Consider the following 17,708-nt stretch of genomic DNA (forward strand, 5'->3'; position numbering starts at 1 on the left):
CCGACCACGTTCTTGCAGAACTGGATCGAACGACAGGATCAGCAAGAAATGGCAGCATGAGGACGACCGCTTGGAAGGCGGAAAACGTAGGGCACCTCATTGCGTGCGCAGAGCAACGCGAACCCCAACCCCAACCCCAACCCCAACCCCAACCCCAAACCAACCCAGAGAGGATAGAACCATGAACCGTTTCGCCCGATTTTCCGCTGCCCTGATCGTCTCCGTCGCTGCCGCTTCGCCGGTACTGGCGGCGCCCGAAACCTACACCATCGATTCCACGCACACGTTCCCGAGTTTCTCCTACAGCCACTTCGGTATGTCCACCCAGGTGTCGAAGTTCGACAAGACCTCCGGCACCGTCACCCTGGACAAGGCGGCCAAGACCGGCGCGGTCGACATCACCATCGACATGACCTCGGTGAACACGGGCTACGCGACCTTCAACGAGCACATCCAGGGCGAGGACTTCCTCGATACTGCCAAGCATCCGACCGCCACCTTCAAGTCGACCCAGGTCACTTTCGATGGTGACAAGCCAGTCACGATCGATGGTGAGCTGACCATCAAGGGGGTGACCCGGCCCGTGACACTGACCGTGAACCACTTCGCCACCATGCCGCACCCGATGCTGAAGAAGGACGCCATCGGCGCCAACGCCAGCGCCGTGATCAAGCGCAGCGAGTTCAACGCCGGCAAGTACGCACCCAACGTAGGGGACGCGGTGACGATCACCGTTTCGCTCGAGGCGATTCGAAACTGAGCGTGCCGAGGGCTTGCGGCCCGGGCAGGCAGGGGCCACCCGGGCCGCAGCTTCGTTGAGATCCGGAGAACCCCGATCGGCGCTGGCGCGGCTGCGTGCTTGACCTTCCTATCTTGGCAAGGTTTACAGTGTGGGCATGTTGCTGAACGCCCGGGAAGGACCCGCCATGAATACGAGCACTGCCGCGCCCGCCAAGGGCGTCGAGCGCACCCTGAACATCGCCGGCATGAACTGCGCTTCGTGCGTGGCACATGTCGAAAAGGCTTTGCTGAAAGTCGAGGGCGTGCAGGCGGCGAGCGTGAATCTGGCCACCGAGGCGGCAAGCGTGCGCGCGCCGGCCTCGGTGCCGCTGTCGGTGCTGATCGCTGCGGTGGAGAAGGCCGGTTATGCGGTGCGGCGCGACAGGCTGGAACTCGACATCGAGGGCATGAGCTGCGCAGCGTGCGTGGGCCGTGTCGAGAAGGTGCTGCAGCGCGTGCCGGGCGTGGTGACGGCGAACGTGAACCTGGCGGCACGCAAGGCGCACGTCGAGCTCGCCGGCGGCGTACCGACGGCGGCCTTGGTGGCCGCGGTGCAGAAGGCGGGCTTCGGTGCGCGCCCGGCGACCGAGGTGAGCGAGGACGCGCGTGAAGCCGATGCTGCGGCCGAAGCGTCCGCGCTGCGGCGCGCGGTGTGGATCGCGCTTGCGCTCACCCTGCCGGTGTTCGTGCTCGAGATGGGCTCGCACCTGATCCCCGGCATGCACGATTGGGTGATGGCCACGATCGGTCACCGCGAGAGCTGGCTGTTGCAGTTCGTGCTCACAAGCGCGGTGATGTTTGGACCGGGGCTGCGCTTCTTCCGCAAGGGCGTGCCTTCCCTGCTGCGCGGCGCGCCCGACATGAATGCGCTGGTGGCGGTGGGCACCACGGCGGCCTGGGGCTATTCGGTGGTGGCCCTGTTCGCGCCCGGGCTGCTGCCGGCGGGCACGGTCAATGTGTATTTCGAGGCCGCGGCGGTGATCATCACCCTGATCCTGATCGGCCGCCTGCTCGAAGCGCGCGCGCGCGGCAAGACCAGCGACGCGATCCGCCGCCTGATGCGCATCCAGCCGCGCACCGCGCGGGTGCGCAGGGGCGGGCTGACAGGTGCAGAGGTGGTGGAGATTCCGATCGCCGAGGTGGCGGTGGGCGACGTGGTCGAGGTGCGCCCCGGCGAGAAGGTGGCGGTCGATGGCGAGGTGGTCGAGGGGGCTTCGTTTGTCGACGAGTCGATGATCACCGGCGAGCCGGTGCCGGTGGAGAAGCGCGCGGGCGCGACCGTGGTCGGCGGTACGCTCAACGCCCGTGGCGCCTTCGCCTTCCGCGCCACGCGGGTCGGGGCGGACACGGTGCTGGCGCAGATCATCCGCATGGTCGAGGCGGCGCAGGGCGCCAAGCTGCCGATCCAGGCCATGGTCGACAGGGTCACCATGGTGTTCGTGCCGGTGGTGATGGTGCTGGCGGCACTCGCCTTCCTCGCCTGGCTGCTGTTCGGTGCGGCCTGGCTGCCGGCGGATGTGCCGGTGCTGACCTTCGCGCTGGTGAATGCGGTGGCGGTGCTGATCGTCGCCTGCCCATGCGCGATGGGGCTGGCGACGCCAACCTCGATCATGGTCGCCACCGGGCGCGCGGCACAGATGGGCGTGCTGTTCCGTAAGGGCGACGCGCTGCAGTTGCTGCGCGATGCGGCCGTGGTGGCGGTGGACAAGACCGGCACGCTCACCGTGGGCAAGCCGCAGCTCACCGACCTGGTGGTGGCCGAGGGCTTCGCGCGTGCGGACGTGCTGGCGCGGGTGGCAGCGGTGGAGCGTGCTTCCGAGCATCCGATCGCCGCGGCCATCGTTGCCGCTGCGCGCGCGGATGGGCTGGACATCGCGGCCACCGAGGGCTTCGAAGCGGAGGCTGGCTACGGCGTGCGCGCGATGGTCGCCGGGCTGCGCGTCGAGGTTGGCGCCGACCGCCTGATGCGCCGGCTTGGGCTGGAGGTCGATGTGTTCGCCGACACCGCGGCTCGCCTCGCCGACGAGGGCAAGTCGCCGCTCTACGCCGCGATCGACGGTCGCCTGGCGGCCATCCTCGCGGTGGCCGATCCGCTCAAGCCGACCTCGGTGGCGGCGGTGCAGGCGCTGCATGCGCTGGGCCTGAAGGTGGCGATGATCACCGGCGACAACGAACGCACCGCGCGCGCGATTGCGCGCCAGGCCGGGATCGACGAGGTGATCGCGGAGGTGCTGCCCGACGGCAAGGTGGCGGCGCTGCGCAGGCTGGCTGGGCGCGGTGAGGATGGGGAGGCGGCCGGCCGCCGCATTGCCTTCGTCGGCGACGGCATCAACGACGCGCCCGCGCTCGCCGAAGCCGATGTCGGCATCGCGATCGGCACCGGCACCGATGTGGCGATCGAGAGCGCCGATGTGGTGCTGATGTCGGGCGACCTGATGGGCGTTCCGCGCGCGATCGCGTTGTCGCGCGCCACCATGCGCAACATCGGCCAGAACCTGTTCTGGGCCTTCGCCTACAACAGCGCGCTGATCCCGCTCGCCGCGGGGGCCTTCTACCCGGCCTTCGGGCTATTGCTGTCGCCGGTTTTCGCCGCGGCGGCGATGTCGATGTCGAGCGTGTTCGTGCTCGGCAACGCGCTGAGGCTACGTCGCTTCAGCGCCGAGGCGGCGGCGGGCTGAGGGGGCGAGTCATGATGAACATCAGCAAGGCCGCCACCGCATCGGGCGTGTCGGCGAAGATGATTCGCTACTACGAGTCGATCGGTCTGCTTCCGGCTGCGCGGCGCACCGACTCCGGCTACCGCACATACACCGACGAGGCGGTGCATGTGTTGCGCTTCATCCGCCGTGCGCGTGATCTCGGTTTCTCGGTGGCGGACATCGGCGAACTGCTCGCGCTGTGGCGCGATCAGGGGCGGGCGAGTGCGGACGTGAAGCGCATCGCGCTCGGGCATGTCGCCGCGCTCGAACGCAAGATTGCGGAACTGCAGGGGATGGTGGATACGCTGCGCACGCTCGCTGCGCATTGCCACGGCGATGCTCGCCCGGACTGCCCGATCCTGGCGGACCTGGATGCGGGCGGTGTCGGGCGTGCGTGCTGCGGCACCGATCAGGCGAGCTGATCGAGCGCTTTCTCGAGCGTGGCGACGCTGCGCTCGATATGGTGCAGCTTGTCGAGGCCGAAGAGGCCGATGCGGAAGGCCTTGTAGTCGGGGCGCTCGTCGAGCGCGAGCGGCACGCCGGCAGCGACCTGCAGACCGGCCGCGGCGAACTTGGCGCCGGTCTTGATGCCGTCGTCGGCCGTGAAGCTCACCACCACCCCGGGGGCCTGGAAGCCGGCGGCGGCCACGCTGGTGAAGCCGCGTGCCTCGAGCAGGGCGCGCACGCGGCGACCGAGCTCAAGCTGCTCTTCCTTGACCTTGTCGAAGCCATAGGCCTTGGTTTCGCGCATCACGTTGCGCAGCGTCACCAGGCCGTCGGTGGGCATGGTGGCGTGGTAGGCGTGGGCGCCGCCCTCGTAGGCTTCCATGATCTGCAGCCACTTCTTGAGGTCGCATGCGAAGCTCGTGCTGGTGGTGCCCTCGATGCGCTCGCGTGCGGCGGCGCTGAGCATCACCATCGCGCAGCAGGGCGAGGCGCTCCAGCCCTTCTGCGGCGCGCTCACCAGCACGTCGACGCCGACTGCGTCCATATCCACCCACACGGTGCCCGATGCGATGCAGTCGAGCACGAACAGGCCGCCGACCTCATGGGTGGCGTCGGCCACCGCGCGCAGGTAGTCGTCGGGCAGCATCATGCCGGCCGAGGTTTCGACGTGCGGCGCGAACACCACGTCGGGGCGGTGCTGGCGGATGGCGGCAACGACCTCTTCGATCGGCGCCGGGATGAAGGGTGCCTGCGCCTCGGCGCGTACCTGGCGCGCCTTGAGCACCACGGATTCGGCGGAGATGTTCCCCATCTCGAAGATCTGCGTCCAGCGGTAGCTGAACCAGCCGTTGCGGATCACCAGGGTCTTCTTGCCGGTGGCGAACTGGCGCGCGACCGCTTCCATGCCGAAGGTGCCGCTGCCGGGGACGATGGCGACGGCGTGGGCGCGATAGACCGTCTTCAGCGTCGCGGACAGCTCGCGCATGACGCCCTGGAAGGCCTGCGACATGTGGTTGAGCGAGCGATCGGTGTAGACCACCGAGTATTCGAGCAGGCCATCGGGATCGACGTTGGACAGCAGACCGGGCATGGAAACCTCCTGGGGAGCGGGGATTCTTCGAGGAAAACAGGGTGGGGCAAAGGACCGGGGGTAAGGCACCGCGGCCAGCCTGTGCGGCGGCGGTGCATTGGCCCCAAAGCGGTCATTCTAGCGCTTCGCGCGACTTGCGGGCGACGCGGTGCGGAGCCTCAGAGCGCCAGTCCGGCACGCTTGCGCAGGGCAGCGACGTAGGCCGCGCCATCGGGGGGGGTGTTGTTGCGCTGGGCGTTGAACAGCATCTCGCCCAGGCATTCGAGCGCGTCGTGCATGGCCTGGTGGCGATCCCCGCGGTGTGCGCAGGCGGCTTCGAAGGCGGCGCGGATGCCAGGGGGCTGGTCGATCGAGAGCTGCTCCTCGATCGCCAGGTGCAGCGACAGGTGGAGGAAGGGATTGACCTGCCCGGCCTCGGGAGGGAAGTCGCGGTCGATCGCGTCCGGGTCCTCGACGATCGGGTGGTACTCGGGGTGCAGCGCGATGATGTCGGCGGCGATGGTTTCCATCGGCGTCAGCACTTCCCGGGCGCGGGCCTTGCGCCAGGTGTCGATGAAGAAGCTGCGCACCTGATCTCGGCTGGGGTTGAACATGTCGTGTCCTCGGTGTCGTGCGCCCTCGGGCGCGGGGGTGTTCTCACGCGGGTGAAGGCTGCGGTCGCGCGACCGTGGGCGCCCGCATGGACCTTCAGTCGGTCTTGTCGCGGCACAGGCACAGGTCGCGCACGATGCATGCGCCACACTTCGGCTTGCGAGCGGTGCATACGTAGCGGCCGTGCAGGATCAGCCAGTGGTGGGCGTCGAGCAGGTAGTCCTTCGGCACGCGCCGCAGCAGCGCCTTCTCGACCTCCAGCACGTCCTTTCCGGGGGCCAGCCCGGTACGGTTGGCGAGGCGGAAGATGTGGGTATCGACCGCCATCGCCGGCTGGCGGAACACGGTGTTCAGCACCACGTTGGCGGTCTTGCGGCCAACGCCGGGCAGGGCTTCGAGCGCCTCGCGTGTCGCCGGCACCTCGCCGCCGTGGCGTTCGAGCAGCAGGTGCGACAGCGCGAGCGTGTTCTTCGCCTTGTTGCGGAACAGGCCAATGGTCTTGATGCACTCGGCGATGCCTTCCTCGCCGAGCGTGACCATGGCCTCGGGGGTGGGCGCGAGCGCGAACAGCTTGCGTGTGGCGAGGTTGACACTCCGGTCAGTGGCCTGCGCCGACAGCACCACTGCCACCAGCAGCTGATAGGGCGAGGCGTACTCGAGCTCGGTCTGCGGGTTCGGGTTGGCCTCGTGCAGGCGGTGGAAAAACGCGCAGATCGCCTCGCGCTTCATCGATGCCATGCGGGGCGCTAACTCGCGGCCGGTTCGGCGCCTTCCTCCGCCTTGGGCGCCGGCGTGGGCGCGGGCGGCGGGTTGCGGCGCGCGCGCGCGGCCAGGCGGGCGTTGATGGCGTTGAAGGCAGCGATCAGCATGCCGAGCGCGAAGAAGGCGCCGGGCGGCAGGATGGCGATCAGGAAGCCGGGATAGTCGTCGCCGAAAACATTGATCGGCGATGCGCCCGGGATCACCATCTCGATGCCCGACAGCAGGGTGCCGGCGCCGAGCAGTTCGCGGATGGCGCCGAGCAGGCCAAGCACCCAGACCAGCCCCAGCCCCATCATGATGCCGTCGAAGGTGGAACTGAGCGGATCGTTCTTGGCGGCGTAGGCCTCGACACGCGCGAGCACGATGCAGTTGGTGACGATGAGCGGGATGAAGATGCCCAGCACCAGGTACAGGTCGTGGAAGAAGGCGTTGAACGTGAGGTCGACCACGGTCACGAGCGCCGCGATGACCAGGATGAACACCGGGATGCGGATCTCGTAGGGGATGAAGTTGCGCAGGGTTGCGATCGCGAGGTTGGCGACCGACATCACCAGGATGGTGGCCAGGCCGAGACTGACCGCGTTCACCGCGCTGGTGCTGATCGCGAGGATCGGGCACAGGCCGAGGAGCTGCGCGAGGCCGGGGTTTTGCTTCCACAGGCCGTTCCAGGCGATTTCGCGGAATGGGTGTGCAGTCATGTTCATTCTCCCAGCGTGCTGCCGGCCGGCGCGGCAAAGAGCGCATCCATGTGCTCGACGGCGAAGGCAGTGGTGCGCCCGGCGGCGCCGACCACCGCGCGCGCACTGATGGTGGCACCGGTGCGATAGCCGAAGGTGCCGCCATCCTTGCGCACCTTCCATTCGGCGGTGTTAACGTCTTTCCAGGTGGCGATGGCAAACTGGCCGATCCAGGGCATGTCCTTGCGGCGGTCCTTCTTCGGGTCGATGTAGTCGCCCAGGCCCGGGGTTTCCTTGTGATGCGTGACGCGCACACCCGTGAGCAGGCCGCTGGTGTGAACCGCGACGATGAGCGAGATCCGTCCTGCGTAGCCGTCGGTGGCCGCACCTTCGATGATGAGTGCGACCGGTTGCCCGTTCCTGCGCGCACGCCACACACGGCCGCCCTGGTCCATGCCGATCTGCGGGGCAGGGCCGAAGCGCACCACGTCTGCGAGCAGGTCGTTGTTGTAGCTGCGCGGGCGCAGAACCTCGTTGATCAGGCGCATCTGGGCTTCCTGGGCGGAGGCTTCGATGGTGGGGCGCGTGAGCTGGTAGGTGGCGGCCATCATCGCGGTGAACAGCAGCGTGAACACCACCATGATCGCGCCGGTGCGAAGGGCTGTGCGAGTCGCCGAGTAGCGAGCGGTCATTTTTTGCCCTCCCGCGGTTCGTGGCGGTGCCCGAACACCTGTGGCTGCGTCTTCATGTCGAGCAGCGGCACGCAGATGTTCATCAGCAGCACCCCGAAGGCGATGCCCTCGGGGTAGGCGCCGAAGTTGCGGATCAGCCATGCGATGAGCGCAATGCCGCCCGCGAACAGCAGCTTGCCGCGCGGCGTGGTGGCGCCAGACACCGGATCGGTGACGATGAAAAAGGCCGCAAGCATCGCTCCCCCGGTGGCGAGGTGGAACAGCGGCGAGGCGAAGCTGCCTGGTGCGGCCAGCCAGAAAGTACCGGACACCACCGTCAGGGTGCCGAGGAAGGCCACCGGCATGTGCCAGGTGACGATGCGGGTCGCGAGCAGGAACAGGCCGCCGGCGATGTAGCCGAGCGGCACCCATTCCCAGCCGCGCCCGCCGAGCGCGCCGAAGGCGTCGCCCTTGAGGACCTGGTCTACCGTCTGGGTGCCGGCGCGCAGGCCAGTGCGCAGGGCATCCAGCGCGGTGGCGCCGGTGATGCCGTCGATGTCGCGAGGTCCGCCCAGAATCAGCGAGAGCTGGGTGTCAAAAGGCAGATGGCCGGCGGGCGGCCACTGCGACATCAGGGCCGGGAAGGCGACGATCATCGAGCAGTAGGCGACCATCGCCGGGTTGAAGGGATTCTGGCCGAGGCCGCCGTAGAGGTGCTTGACGGCGACGATCGCCACCAGCACCGCACTGACCGTCAGCCACCAGGGCACGATCGGCGGGAAGCACAGCGTGACCAGCCAGGCGGTGACCACCGCGGACAGGTCGGTGACCGCGATCTGCACCGGCCGGCGACGCAGCGCCAGCATCAGTGCCTCGGCGGCAACCGCGGTGATGGTGGAGATGGCCAGGTTGACCAGCACGCCGGCGCCGATGTTGATGACGTGTGCGAGGATGCCGGGCACGAGCGCGACCAGCACGAAACCCATCGTGCGTTGCACGCTGACCGGCTTTCGGACGTAGGGAGAATGGATCATTTCGGGCTCACGGGCGGGGCTCGGCGTCGGTCGTGGCGCGCGTTTCGGCGGACTCGGATTCGGGTGCGGCTGCAACTGCGGCCTCCGCGGAGGGCGGCAGCGCGTCTGCGGCTTCGAGCACCTTGCGGCGCGCTTCGATGTCGGCGATTTCGGCCTGTGTCTGCGGGCTGAGGTTGTCGGTGTTCTGCGGCTTGATCTCGGCCTTCTGTGCCTTGGCGCGGGCCAGCGCGGCAGCGATCAGGGCTTTTTTCGGATCTTCGGCCTCGGCGGCAGCCGGTGCGGTCGATGCGCCCGCGGCCGGGTTCTCGGCCAGCTTGGCCCGCGTCTCTGCGGCTTTGGCCGCGAGCTTGGCAGCCTTTTCGGCCTTCTCACGCTCCTGGCGGAAGTTGCGGAACTCGAAGCGCTCGCGTGCCTGATCGGCGGCGGCCTTTTCGCGCTCGCGCGCCCAGATCTCGCTCTTGGCGAAGCGGAAGTAATCGACCAGCGGAATGTGCGCGGGGCAGACGTAGGCACAGCTGCCGCACTCGATGCAGTCGAAGAGGTGGTATTCCTGCGCCTTGCCGAAGTTCTTCGCGCGGCTGAACCAGTACAGCTCGAATGGTTGCAGCTCGGCTGGACAGGCTTTGGCGCATTCGGTGCAGCGGATGCAGGGTTGCTCCGGCGGGGCGGGCGGGAACAGTTTGGGGGACGCGGCGATGATGCAGTTGCTGCCCTTGACCACCGGAACGTCGAGGCGCGGCATGGCAAAGCCCATCATCGGGCCGCCCATGATGTAGCGGTCGGTGTCGGCTTTCGGGTGCGCGAGCGTGAGCAGGTCCTCCACCGGCGTGCCGATCGGGACTTCCCAGTTACCCGGGTTTTCGGCATTGCCGGTAAGGGTGACGATGCGGCTCACCAGTGGCTCGCCGTGCGCGATCGCGCGATACACCGCATGCGCGGTGCCGACGTTGAAGCATTGCACGCCATAGTCGCCGCCGAGCTTGCCGTAGGGGATCTCGATGCCGGTGAGCACGCGGATCAGTTGCTTCTCGCCACCGGCCGGGTAGAGCGCCGGCACGGGCACGATGCGCACCGGACCTGAAGCTGCACCGGCTGCCTGCTGCATCGCGGCGATCGCCTCCGGCTTGTTGTCCTCGATGCCGACCACGAGCTCGCGTGCGCCAATGAGCTCGCGCAGGATGCTCGCGCCGGCGAGGATGTCGGTCGCGCGCTCGCGCATCAGGCGGTCGTCGCAGGTGATCCAGGGTTCGCACTCGGCGCCGTTGAGGATCAGGATCTCGATGCCGGCCCCTTTGCCGAGCTTGACGTGACTCGGGAAGGTTGCGCCGCCCAGACCGACGATGCCGCAGTCGCGCAGCCAGGCGAGCGCCTCGCCACGGCTCGCGTTGTGGTAGTCGAAGGGGGCGAGTTCGACCCACCGGTCTTCGCCGTCGGGCTCGATCACCACGCAGCGGGTGTCCAGTCCGGACGGGTGGGCCATGGGGTAATCGCCGATCTCCAGCACGGTGCCCGAGGTCGGGGCGTGGACCGCGGTGCCGAGCATGCCTTCGGCTTCGCCGATGCGCTCGCCCTTGAGCACCTTCTGGCCGGGTTCGACCATGCATGCGGCGCTGGCGCGCGCGCTCTGGCGAAGGGGAACGATCAGCCGGGCGGGCAGGGGCGCGCGCCGGATTGCCGGCGTGCAGGACTCATTCTTGTGCGCGTCGGGCTTTATGCCACCGTGGAATCTGAACAGTCGCCCGATCATGATGCCTTCCTGATTTCGACCACCGGGTACTTCCATTTCCAGGTCTGTACGGTATCCGGGACGGCGACCATTTCGATACAGTCGACCGGGCAGGGCGCCACGCACAGCTCACAACCGGTGCACAGGGGGCTGACCACCGTGTGCATCTGCTTTGCGGCGCCCACGATGGCATCGACCGGACAGGCCTGGATGCACAGCGTGCAGCCGATGCAGGTCTGCTCGTCGATGACCGCCACCGCCTTGGGTTTCTCGACGCCGTGCTCTTCCGAGAGCGGCTTGAACTCTCGCCCGAGCAGGTCGGCGAGCTTGCGCACGCCTTCCTCGCCCCCCGGTGGGCACTGGTTGATTTCGGCCTCACCCTTGGCGATGGCTTCGGCGTAGGGCTTGCAGCCGGGGTATCCGCATTGGCCGCACTGGGTCTGCGGCAGGATGGCGTCGATCTTCTCGACCAGCGGATCGCCCTCGACACGGAAGCGGATTGCGGCATAACCGAGCACCACGCCGAGCACGATGGCGATACCGGTCATCACGAGGATTGCAGTGAGCATGCTTACGGCGGCCTCAGTGGAAACGATCCAGGCCGGCGAAGCCCATGAAGGCCAGGCTCATGAACCCGGCGGTGATCATCGCGATCGCAGTGCCCTTGAAGGGCAAGGGTACGTCGGCACCGTCCAGGCGCTCGCGGATGCCGGCGAATAGCACCAGCGCGAGCGTGAAGCCGACCGAGGATCCGAATCCGAACAGCAGAGACTCGAGCAGGTTGTGCTTCATGCCGACGTTGAGCAGCGGCACACCGAGTACCGCGCAGTTGGTGGTGATCAGCGGCAGGTAGATGCCCAGCACCTGGTGCAGCAGCGGGCTGGTCTTCTGGATCACGAGCTCGGTGAGCTGGACGATGGCCGCGATGACGACGATGAAGGACAGCGTGCGCAGGTAGGCGAGATCGAAGGGTTGCAGCAGGTAATGGTCGATCAGGTAGCTCGTGCCGGAGCCTAGGGTGAGCACGAAGGTCGTCGCCGCGCCCATGCCGATTGCGGTCTCGAGCTTCTTCGACACGCCCATGAACGGGCACAGCCCGAGGATACGGACGAGTACGACGTTGTTCACCAGGACGGCGCCGATTACGACGAAGATGTAGCTGGTCATGATCCGCGCGCAGAGTGGGGAAGGGGAAAGGGGGGAGTGGGTGAGGTCGGCCTTTTGGCTCTGAGCGCGATTATCCTCCGCACGGCAGGGGGGCTCAACCCTGATGCACTAATAGGTTTATCAGGCAGATTGAGGCCTGTCGCCGGCTGGCTCCGGCACTCAGCGCCATTCGAGCGGTGGCGGCGGCAGGCTGGCGGTGTGCACCTGCCAGCGTCCGGCCCGCCGGTCTTCGAAAAAGTGGCGCAGGCTGAGCGAGATGGAGCGGAAGGCGATCTGCTCCCAGGGGATCTCCTGCTCGGCGAACAGTGCCGTCTCGAGCGACTCTTCCCCGGGGCGGAACTCGGGCTCGATCAGCCGAGCGCGGTAGATGATGTGCACCTGGCTGATGTGCGGAACGTCGATCAGGGTATAGAGCTCGCCCACCTCGATGCGGGCGCAGGCTTCCTCCAGCGTTTCTCGGGCGGCGGCCTGGGCGGTCGTTTCCTCGTTTTCCATGAATCCGGCGGGCAGCGTCCACTTGCCATAGCGGGGTTCGATCGCACGCCGGCAGAGCAGGACCCGATCCTCCCAGGTTGCCAGCGCGCCGACGACGACTTTGGGGTTCTGGTAGTGGATGGTTCCGCAGTGTTCGCACACGTGGCGAGGGAAGGTGTCGCCGGCCGGAATGCGGAAGGCGACCTGGCTACCGCAACTCGAACAGTATTTCATGGGCTTGCGCTTGTGAGATTTTCGGCGATTCTAGCCCGCTTCCGCTTGCCTGCCGCCGATGTGTGACGAAGAATGGCAGGGCGGCTGGTAGCGCGGCGCGTCCGCGCAGCCGCGGCGTGAGCGATTTGCACAGGATGAGTATGTCCCTACCGATAGACATGAAGCGTTTCGCGCAGATCAAGAGCGCGGGGGAGTTGCCCTCTCCCAGGGGCGTCGCGCTCGCGGTCATCCGCATGACGCAGTCGAGCACGGTGTCGCTGGCGGACCTCGGGCGCACCATCAAGGCAGATCCGGCGCTTGTCGGGCGGCTGATCAAGGCGGCCAACGGCATGTTCCACGAGGGCCGGCGCCCGATCGTCTCGGTGCAGGAGGCTTTGATGGTGCTCGGCCTGCCCGCGGTGCGCGGGCTTGCGCTGGGTTTCTCTTTGCTTTCCAGCTACCGAAAGGGCGCCTGCAAGGGTTTCGACTACACACAGTTCTGGTCCTCGTCGCTGCTCATGGGGCTGTCGATGCAGATGCTTACCTTGCGTCTGCGCGTTGTTTCGCCGGATGAGGCTTTCAGCCTCGGCCTGCTGGCACGGGTCGGCGAGCTCGGCCTAGCCTCCGCGTATCCGGATGCGTTCGCGAGGATTCTGGGCGAGTTGCGTGCGAACCCGGGCCTCCAGCAGGGCATGCTCGAAGATCAGGCCTTCGCCATCGACCACTGCGAACTCGGGGCAGCGATGCTGCTGGACTGGGGGGTGCCCGAGTCGCTCGCGCACCCGGTGCGCTACTACGAGCAGCCCGATCTGTCTGGTTTTGCGGAGGGGTCGCGTGAATCGGGTATCGTGCAGTGCCTTGTGCTTTCGCGCGCGATCGCACGCCTGTGCCTGCTGCCGGAGGCCGAGCATGAGGCACTGATGCCGGCGATCCTGCGTCTTGCGAGCCGTCTGGGGCTGCCGCGTGACGAGTTCGTTGCGATCTGCGAGCGCATCGGGCGCAGCTGGGGCGAGTGGGGCCGCCTGCTGCAGATGAACACGGGCGCCTGCCCGCGCTTCGAGGCGCTGGGCAAGGCCGATGAGACGGCGCAGGCGTGTGCATCCCCCGATTCCGCTCAGGAAGCCCGCGAGGCGCGCGACGGGCTGGGCGGGCAGGACGCCGCTCCAAGGCCGCGCGTGCTCGTGCTGGTGCGCGATGAGTCTGTCCGCACGCTGTTGCGGACGGGGTTGCATGAGCTCGGCATGATGATGTCCGAGGCGCCGGATGCCGAGAGCGCGCTGGAGCAGGCGCTGGACGTGCAGCCCCAGGTGCTTGTCGTGGAGTGGGATGAGGCGGCCGCACGGCTGGTGCGCAGCCTTCGCGACCTGCGCCTGGGACGCAGCATTCTCGTGCTTGCGGTGGTCGTGTCCGAGGACGACGCCATGCTGGTTTCGGCCTCGGCAGCGGGGGCGGACGACTTCCTCGTGCAGCCGCTTGGGCACGCCGCACTGATGTTGCGCCTGCGCAATTGCCTGCGCACGGTGGCGCTGCAGCGCGACCTGGAGCGTGAGCGTGAGGAACTGCGCAGTCACGCCGCCGAACTGGCGATTTCGAACCGCCGCCTGCACGAAGCGGCGTTGACCGATGCCCTGACCGGTTTGCCGAACCGGCGTCATGCAGGGGAGGCGCTGCGCATGGAGTGGTCCAAGTCGGTCCGTCACGCGCGCCCGCTGTCGGTGATGGTGGTCGATCTGGACAACTTCAAGTCGATCAACGACACCCATGGTCATGACATCGGCGACATCGCGCTGCGTCTGGCCGCGGAGGCGGTGCGCAAGGCCTTGCGCGTGCAGGACGTGGTGTGTCGTACCGGGGGGGACGAGTTCCTCGTGCTGTGCCTGGATGCAGATCTTCCCGCTGCCTGTGCCATGGCTCAGCGGGTATGCGAGTCCGTGCGGGCGACTGTGCTGGCGTCCGACATGCCGAAGCTGAACTTGAGCGTAAGCGTAGGCGTGGCGGAGCGGACCGTCGACATGAGTACCCCGGAGGCGCTCGTCCAATGCGCGGACCGTGGCGCGATCCGCGCGAAGCAGCACGGCCGCGACCGGGTCGTTGCGCCGCAGCGCGAGCGGCAGCCGGCTGCGGCCACCCAGGTTTGATCGGCCGGTGGAACTGCGGATGTTGCTGGCGAGCGACAGTCAAGGAGCACGATCGGGCGCGAATCGTGACTTTGTTACTTGCTGTTGCTCAGAAAGTACTTTAAGTTCGGGGCCATTCGTCCCTGAACGGGATAGGAAGTGATGGAGCGACCAGATTTTCAGGCCGAAATCCGCGAGTTGAATCTCGCCTACCTCATGCTCGCGCAGCAGATGTTGCGCAGCGACAGGGCGACGGCGCTGTTCCGGCTCGGGATCGGTGATGAACTGGCCGACCTGATCGAATCCATGTCGGCAGCGAAGCTGGTTCGGATGGCGTCCTCGCAGACCCTGATCCCCTGCTTTCGCTTCGATGACGCGCAGATCGCCCGGCTGATGTCGGGCGAGGGGCGCGACGCCACCAGCGCAAGCCTGCATGCCGCGATTCTGGCCGCAGGGCGGGCAGCTGGAGAGACGCCATGAGGAGTCGGTAATGAAGAACAAGAGTGTCATCGAGGAAGCTGAGGACGTCCGCCGCGCGGTGGAGATGGTGCAACTCGGCGCACGCATGCAGATGCTCGAGGTCGAAACCCGCCTGAGCCGTGAGAAGCTGCTGAAGATCTACAAGGAAGTGCGCGGCGCATCGCCCCCCAAGGGTATGCTGCCTTTCTCCACCGACTGGTTCATGACCTGGCAGCCGAACGTGCACTCCTCGCTGTTCATGAGCTACCACCGCTTCTTTACCGGGCGTGGCGGCGTGCAGGGGCTGGAAGCGACCCTCAAGGCCTATCACCTTTATCTTGACCACATCGAGAGCACGGCGATGGAGCCTGTGCTCAGCCTGACGCGGGCGTGGACGCTGGTGCGCTTCTTCGATGCGGATCTGCTGCAAAGCGCGGCCTGCACCTGTTGCGGTGGACAGTTCGTTGCGCATGCGCATGATCCGGTCCAGGACTACGTGTGCGGGCTGTGCAACATGCCCTCGCGCGCAGGTTCCTCGCGCAAGAAGGTCGGTACCCGCAAGGCGGTTTCGCGCACACGTCAATCGGCGAAGCAGGTCGAGACCGCCTGACGGGGCTGCACTGCATGTCGCGGCGCCGGGCCGCGAATACCGATATGGGCCGCACTGGAGACAGGCGGCCCTTGTTCGTTGTGGCGTTGCGTCATCCGGTGGCGCAGCGACGCCTGCTCCGCGTATCGTTCGTGCCGCGTAACGGGATCGGGCGGGACGCTCAAGTTCCGTCCAGTACGGTCGTTACTGCCGTCAGAGACCGATCGGCCCTTCCGCGCACCGGGCCCTTTCCATGGAGTAAGCGGTGTTCCTGATCATTGGTTACGTCATCATCCTCGCAGCCTCGCTCGGCACCTACGCGGTGCACGGCAGCCTCGCCGCGCTCTGGGTGCCGATGGAGTACCTCGCCATCATCGGCCTGATGATCGGCGGTTTCGTTGCCGGCAACGGGCCCAAGGCGGTCAAGGCAACGCTTGGCTCGCTGTCGCTGGCCGTCAAGGGCTCGAAGTACAACAAGGCGCTCTACGTCGATCTGCTCTCGCTGCTGTTCGAGATTCTCGCCAAGGTAAGAAAGGAAGGCCTGATGTCGATCGAGAACGACATCGAGAATCCCGAATCCAGCCCGATCTTTGCCAAGTACCCGAGCGTGGCTGCGGATCACCATGCCGTCGAGTTCATGACCGACTACCTGCGCATGATGGTGGGCGGCAACCTCAACGCCTTCGAGATCGAGAACCTGATGGACATGGAGATCGAGACCCACCACCAGGAGGCGCACCAGGCGCCGCATATCGTCGCCAAGGTGGCTGATGCGCTTCCGGCGTTCGGTATCGTGGTCGCGGTGATGGGCGTGGTGAACGTGATGGGTTCGGTCGGCCAGCCGCCAGCGGTGCTGGGCAAGATGATCGGCGGCGCGCTCGTTGGTACCTTCCTCGGCATTCTGCTTTCGTACGGTTTCGTGGCGCCGATCGCCAGCCAGCTGGAGCAGAAGGTGGAGGAAAGCGGCAAGATCTACCAGGTCATCAAGGTGGTGCTGCTTGCGAGCATGAACGGCTATGCGCCGCAGGTCGCGGTGGAGTTCGGCCGCAAGGTGCTCTACGCGTCCGATCGTCCGGGGTTCCTCGAGCTCGAGCAGGAAATCAAGAGCCGCAAGGGTTGAGCCGATGGCCGCGTACCGAACACTCCTTCGCGCCGCTGAGCGGCCGACGACCGAGGCCTCGTCCGGGAGCATGCCGTGAGCGACGATACCCAGCAGCCAATCGTCGTCAAGCGCATCAAGAAGGGCGGCGGGGGCCACCACGGTGGTGCATGGAAGATCGCGTATGCGGACTTTGTCACGGCGATGATGGCCTTCTTCCTGCTGATGTGGCTGCTCGGCTCGACAGCGCAGGGCGATCTGGAGGGGATCGCCGACTACTTCCAGAATCCGCTCAAGGTCGCGATGCAGGGGGGCGAGGGCACCGGCGACAGCTCCAGCATCATCCAGGGTGGTGGCGAGGATCTGTCGCGCAAGGTGGGGCAGGTACGGCGCGGTGACACGCCAAACACGCGCTCGATCAACATCGACGCGGCGCCATCGCGCGCGAAGCATGGGGCGGATGGGGCGGTCGAGGCCGCGGCGCGGCGCGAGCGGGCGCAGCTGATCGACCTGAAGGGCAAGCTTGAGGCCATCATCGAGGCCAACCCGACCTTGCGCCAGTTCAAGAACCAGATCCTGCTCGATATCATCAAGGACGGCCTGCGCATTCAGCTCATCGACGCGCAGAACCGGCCGATGTTCACGACCGCGAGCGCAGAGTTGCGGCCCTATACGCGCGAACTGCTGCGCGAGATTGCGAAGGCCCTGAACGACGTGGAGAACCGCCTGAGCATGTCCGGGCATACCGACTCGGCGCAATATGCGGGCGGGGAGCGAGGGTTCTCGAACTGGGAACTGTCGTCCAACCGTGCGAACGCCGCGCGGCGCGAACTCGTTGCCGGAGGGCTCGAATCAGGCAAGATGGTGCGGGTCGTGGGGCTCGCGGACACCGAACATCTGGTGCTCGACAATCCGCTCGATCCTGCCAACCGGCGCATCAGCATCGTGGTCCTGAACCGGGCTGCCGAAGAGGCGATCCGAACGCAGGGCAGCCGTGCGGCGATCGAAGTGGATAGCGCGCCGGGCTTCGAGTCTGTATTTCCGGACGCCTCGGGCGCTGAGGCAGAGCAGGCGGGAGGGGGGCCACCCTCCGGAGCCATGCTGCGTTGAAAA

General features: G+C 66.9%; 18 protein-coding genes. 8 read left to right on the forward strand and 10 right to left on the reverse strand.

Features of this window, described 5'->3' with window-relative positions; all coding sequences use genetic code 11:
* Positions 1-181 precede the first annotated feature (181 nt).
* The 3 genes from ACPT9U_RS14175 (at position 182) to cueR (ending at position 3,901) form a co-directional block, all read left to right on the forward strand.
* Entirely contained in the window at positions 182-760 is a 579-nt protein-coding gene (locus ACPT9U_RS14175) for a YceI family protein (RefSeq protein WP_418363399.1), read from the forward strand.
* A 166-nt stretch (positions 761-926) separates the two neighbouring features.
* On the forward strand, positions 927-3,458 hold the full coding sequence (locus tag ACPT9U_RS14180; protein WP_435751389.1) for a heavy metal translocating P-type ATPase: 2,532 nt from the start codon (positions 927-929) through the stop codon (positions 3,456-3,458).
* An 11-nt stretch (positions 3,459-3,469) separates the two neighbouring features.
* Positions 3,470-3,901 (forward strand): Cu(I)-responsive transcriptional regulator, encoded by a 432-nt coding sequence (gene cueR / locus ACPT9U_RS14185; protein ID WP_435751390.1) that lies wholly within the window; start codon positions 3,470-3,472, stop codon positions 3,899-3,901.
* On the opposite strand, the gene ACPT9U_RS14190 is transcribed toward cueR, so the two are convergent.
* From ACPT9U_RS14190 to ACPT9U_RS14235, 10 genes are all read right to left on the reverse strand, one after another.
* Positions 3,889-5,016, reverse strand: coding sequence for an aminotransferase class V-fold PLP-dependent enzyme (locus ACPT9U_RS14190; RefSeq protein WP_435751391.1), 1,128 nt, complete (start codon positions 5,014-5,016; stop codon positions 3,889-3,891). The two genes, cueR and ACPT9U_RS14190, sit on opposite strands and share 13 nt — an antisense overlap.
* 158 nt (positions 5,017-5,174) lie before the next feature.
* Positions 5,175-5,609, reverse strand: coding sequence for a DUF1841 family protein (locus ACPT9U_RS14195; protein ID WP_418363396.1), 435 nt, complete (start codon positions 5,607-5,609; stop codon positions 5,175-5,177).
* Between the two features lie 94 nt (positions 5,610-5,703).
* A complete protein-coding gene (nth, locus tag ACPT9U_RS14200; protein ID WP_435751407.1) occupies positions 5,704-6,336 on the reverse strand; it encodes an endonuclease III in 633 nt (210 codons plus the stop codon).
* A 17-nt stretch (positions 6,337-6,353) separates the two neighbouring features.
* A complete protein-coding gene (locus ACPT9U_RS14205) occupies positions 6,354-7,067 on the reverse strand; it encodes an electron transport complex subunit E (RefSeq protein WP_435751392.1) in 714 nt (237 codons plus the stop codon).
* A 2-nt stretch (positions 7,068-7,069) separates the two neighbouring features.
* Positions 7,070-7,738 carry an RnfABCDGE type electron transport complex subunit G gene (locus tag ACPT9U_RS14210; protein WP_418363394.1) on the reverse strand — a complete coding sequence of 223 codons (669 nt, stop codon included), beginning with the start codon at positions 7,736-7,738 and terminating at the stop codon, positions 7,070-7,072.
* Positions 7,735-8,751: an RnfABCDGE type electron transport complex subunit D gene (locus tag ACPT9U_RS14215; RefSeq protein ID WP_435751393.1), complete on the reverse strand. Its 1,017-nt coding sequence runs from the start codon at positions 8,749-8,751 to the stop codon at positions 7,735-7,737. The genes ACPT9U_RS14210 and ACPT9U_RS14215 overlap by 4 nt, the downstream gene beginning before the upstream one ends.
* Positions 8,752-8,758: 7 nt before the next feature.
* Positions 8,759-10,498, reverse strand: coding sequence for an electron transport complex subunit RsxC (gene rsxC, locus ACPT9U_RS14220; protein ID WP_435751394.1), 1,740 nt, complete (start codon positions 10,496-10,498; stop codon positions 8,759-8,761).
* Positions 10,495-11,046: an electron transport complex subunit RsxB gene (gene rsxB / locus ACPT9U_RS14225; RefSeq protein WP_418363391.1), complete on the reverse strand. Its 552-nt coding sequence runs from the start codon at positions 11,044-11,046 to the stop codon at positions 10,495-10,497. Before rsxB ends, rsxC begins: the two co-directional genes overlap by 4 nt.
* 13 nt (positions 11,047-11,059) lie before the next feature.
* Positions 11,060-11,644, reverse strand: a complete 585-nt coding sequence (rsxA, locus tag ACPT9U_RS14230; RefSeq protein ID WP_418363390.1) for an electron transport complex subunit RsxA — start codon at positions 11,642-11,644, stop codon at positions 11,060-11,062.
* A 159-nt stretch (positions 11,645-11,803) separates the two neighbouring features.
* Positions 11,804-12,352, reverse strand: a complete 549-nt coding sequence (locus ACPT9U_RS14235) for an NUDIX hydrolase (RefSeq protein WP_418363389.1) — start codon at positions 12,350-12,352, stop codon at positions 11,804-11,806.
* Between the two features lie 158 nt (positions 12,353-12,510).
* Here ACPT9U_RS14235 and ACPT9U_RS14240 point away from each other — a divergent pair, with 158 nt between their 5' ends.
* The 5 genes from ACPT9U_RS14240 (at position 12,511) to motB (ending at position 17,705) form a co-directional block, all read left to right on the forward strand.
* Complete coding sequence (locus ACPT9U_RS14240) at positions 12,511-14,469, forward strand: sensor domain-containing diguanylate cyclase (RefSeq protein ID WP_435751395.1); 1,959 nt, start codon at positions 12,511-12,513, stop codon at positions 14,467-14,469.
* A gap of 141 nt (positions 14,470-14,610) precedes the next feature.
* Complete coding sequence (gene flhD / locus ACPT9U_RS14245; protein ID WP_418363387.1) at positions 14,611-14,928, forward strand: flagellar transcriptional regulator FlhD; 318 nt, start codon at positions 14,611-14,613, stop codon at positions 14,926-14,928.
* 10 nt (positions 14,929-14,938) lie between these two features.
* On the forward strand, positions 14,939-15,517 hold the full coding sequence (gene flhC, locus ACPT9U_RS14250; protein WP_435751396.1) for a flagellar transcriptional regulator FlhC: 579 nt from the start codon (positions 14,939-14,941) through the stop codon (positions 15,515-15,517).
* A gap of 244 nt (positions 15,518-15,761) precedes the next feature.
* A complete protein-coding gene (motA, locus tag ACPT9U_RS14255; protein WP_418363385.1) occupies positions 15,762-16,616 on the forward strand; it encodes a flagellar motor stator protein MotA in 855 nt (284 codons plus the stop codon).
* Positions 16,617-16,691: 75 nt separating this feature from the next.
* Positions 16,692-17,705 carry a flagellar motor protein MotB gene (gene motB, locus ACPT9U_RS14260; RefSeq protein ID WP_435751397.1) on the forward strand — a complete coding sequence of 338 codons (1,014 nt, stop codon included), beginning with the start codon at positions 16,692-16,694 and terminating at the stop codon, positions 17,703-17,705.
* The last annotated feature ends 3 nt before the right edge of the window (positions 17,706-17,708 follow it).

The sequence above is a fragment of the Thauera sp. AutoDN2 genome, assembly GCF_051280715.1.
GTDB lineage: Bacteria > Pseudomonadota > Gammaproteobacteria > Burkholderiales > Rhodocyclaceae > Thauera.

What these genes read in the sequence shown, in the direction of transcription:
- nth (WP_435751407.1), bottom strand. Translation starts at nt 6,336, where the DNA reads ATGAAGCGCGAGGCGATCTGCGCGTTTTTCCACCGCCTGCACGAGGCC.
- flhD (WP_418363387.1), top strand. Translation starts at nt 14,611, where the DNA reads ATGGAGCGACCAGATTTTCAGGCCGAAATCCGCGAGTTGAATCTCGCC.
- rsxC (WP_435751394.1), bottom strand. Translation starts at nt 10,498, where the DNA reads ATGATCGGGCGACTGTTCAGATTCCACGGTGGCATAAAGCCCGACGCG.
- ACPT9U_RS14240 (WP_435751395.1), top strand. Translation starts at nt 12,511, where the DNA reads ATGAAGCGTTTCGCGCAGATCAAGAGCGCGGGGGAGTTGCCCTCTCCC.
- flhC (WP_435751396.1), top strand. Translation starts at nt 14,939, where the DNA reads ATGAAGAACAAGAGTGTCATCGAGGAAGCTGAGGACGTCCGCCGCGCG.
- rsxB (WP_418363391.1), bottom strand. Translation starts at nt 11,046, where the DNA reads ATGCTCACTGCAATCCTCGTGATGACCGGTATCGCCATCGTGCTCGGC.
- cueR (WP_435751390.1), top strand. Translation starts at nt 3,470, where the DNA reads ATGATGAACATCAGCAAGGCCGCCACCGCATCGGGCGTGTCGGCGAAG.
- ACPT9U_RS14205 (WP_435751392.1), bottom strand. Translation starts at nt 7,067, where the DNA reads ATGACTGCACACCCATTCCGCGAAATCGCCTGGAACGGCCTGTGGAAG.
- ACPT9U_RS14210 (WP_418363394.1), bottom strand. Translation starts at nt 7,738, where the DNA reads ATGACCGCTCGCTACTCGGCGACTCGCACAGCCCTTCGCACCGGCGCG.
- ACPT9U_RS14235 (WP_418363389.1), bottom strand. Translation starts at nt 12,352, where the DNA reads ATGAAATACTGTTCGAGTTGCGGTAGCCAGGTCGCCTTCCGCATTCCG.
- rsxA (WP_418363390.1), bottom strand. Translation starts at nt 11,644, where the DNA reads ATGACCAGCTACATCTTCGTCGTAATCGGCGCCGTCCTGGTGAACAAC.
- ACPT9U_RS14190 (WP_435751391.1), bottom strand. Translation starts at nt 5,016, where the DNA reads ATGCCCGGTCTGCTGTCCAACGTCGATCCCGATGGCCTGCTCGAATAC.
- ACPT9U_RS14180 (WP_435751389.1), top strand. Translation starts at nt 927, where the DNA reads ATGAATACGAGCACTGCCGCGCCCGCCAAGGGCGTCGAGCGCACCCTG.
- ACPT9U_RS14175 (WP_418363399.1), top strand. Translation starts at nt 182, where the DNA reads ATGAACCGTTTCGCCCGATTTTCCGCTGCCCTGATCGTCTCCGTCGCT.
- ACPT9U_RS14195 (WP_418363396.1), bottom strand. Translation starts at nt 5,609, where the DNA reads ATGTTCAACCCCAGCCGAGATCAGGTGCGCAGCTTCTTCATCGACACC.
- ACPT9U_RS14215 (WP_435751393.1), bottom strand. Translation starts at nt 8,751, where the DNA reads ATGATCCATTCTCCCTACGTCCGAAAGCCGGTCAGCGTGCAACGCACG.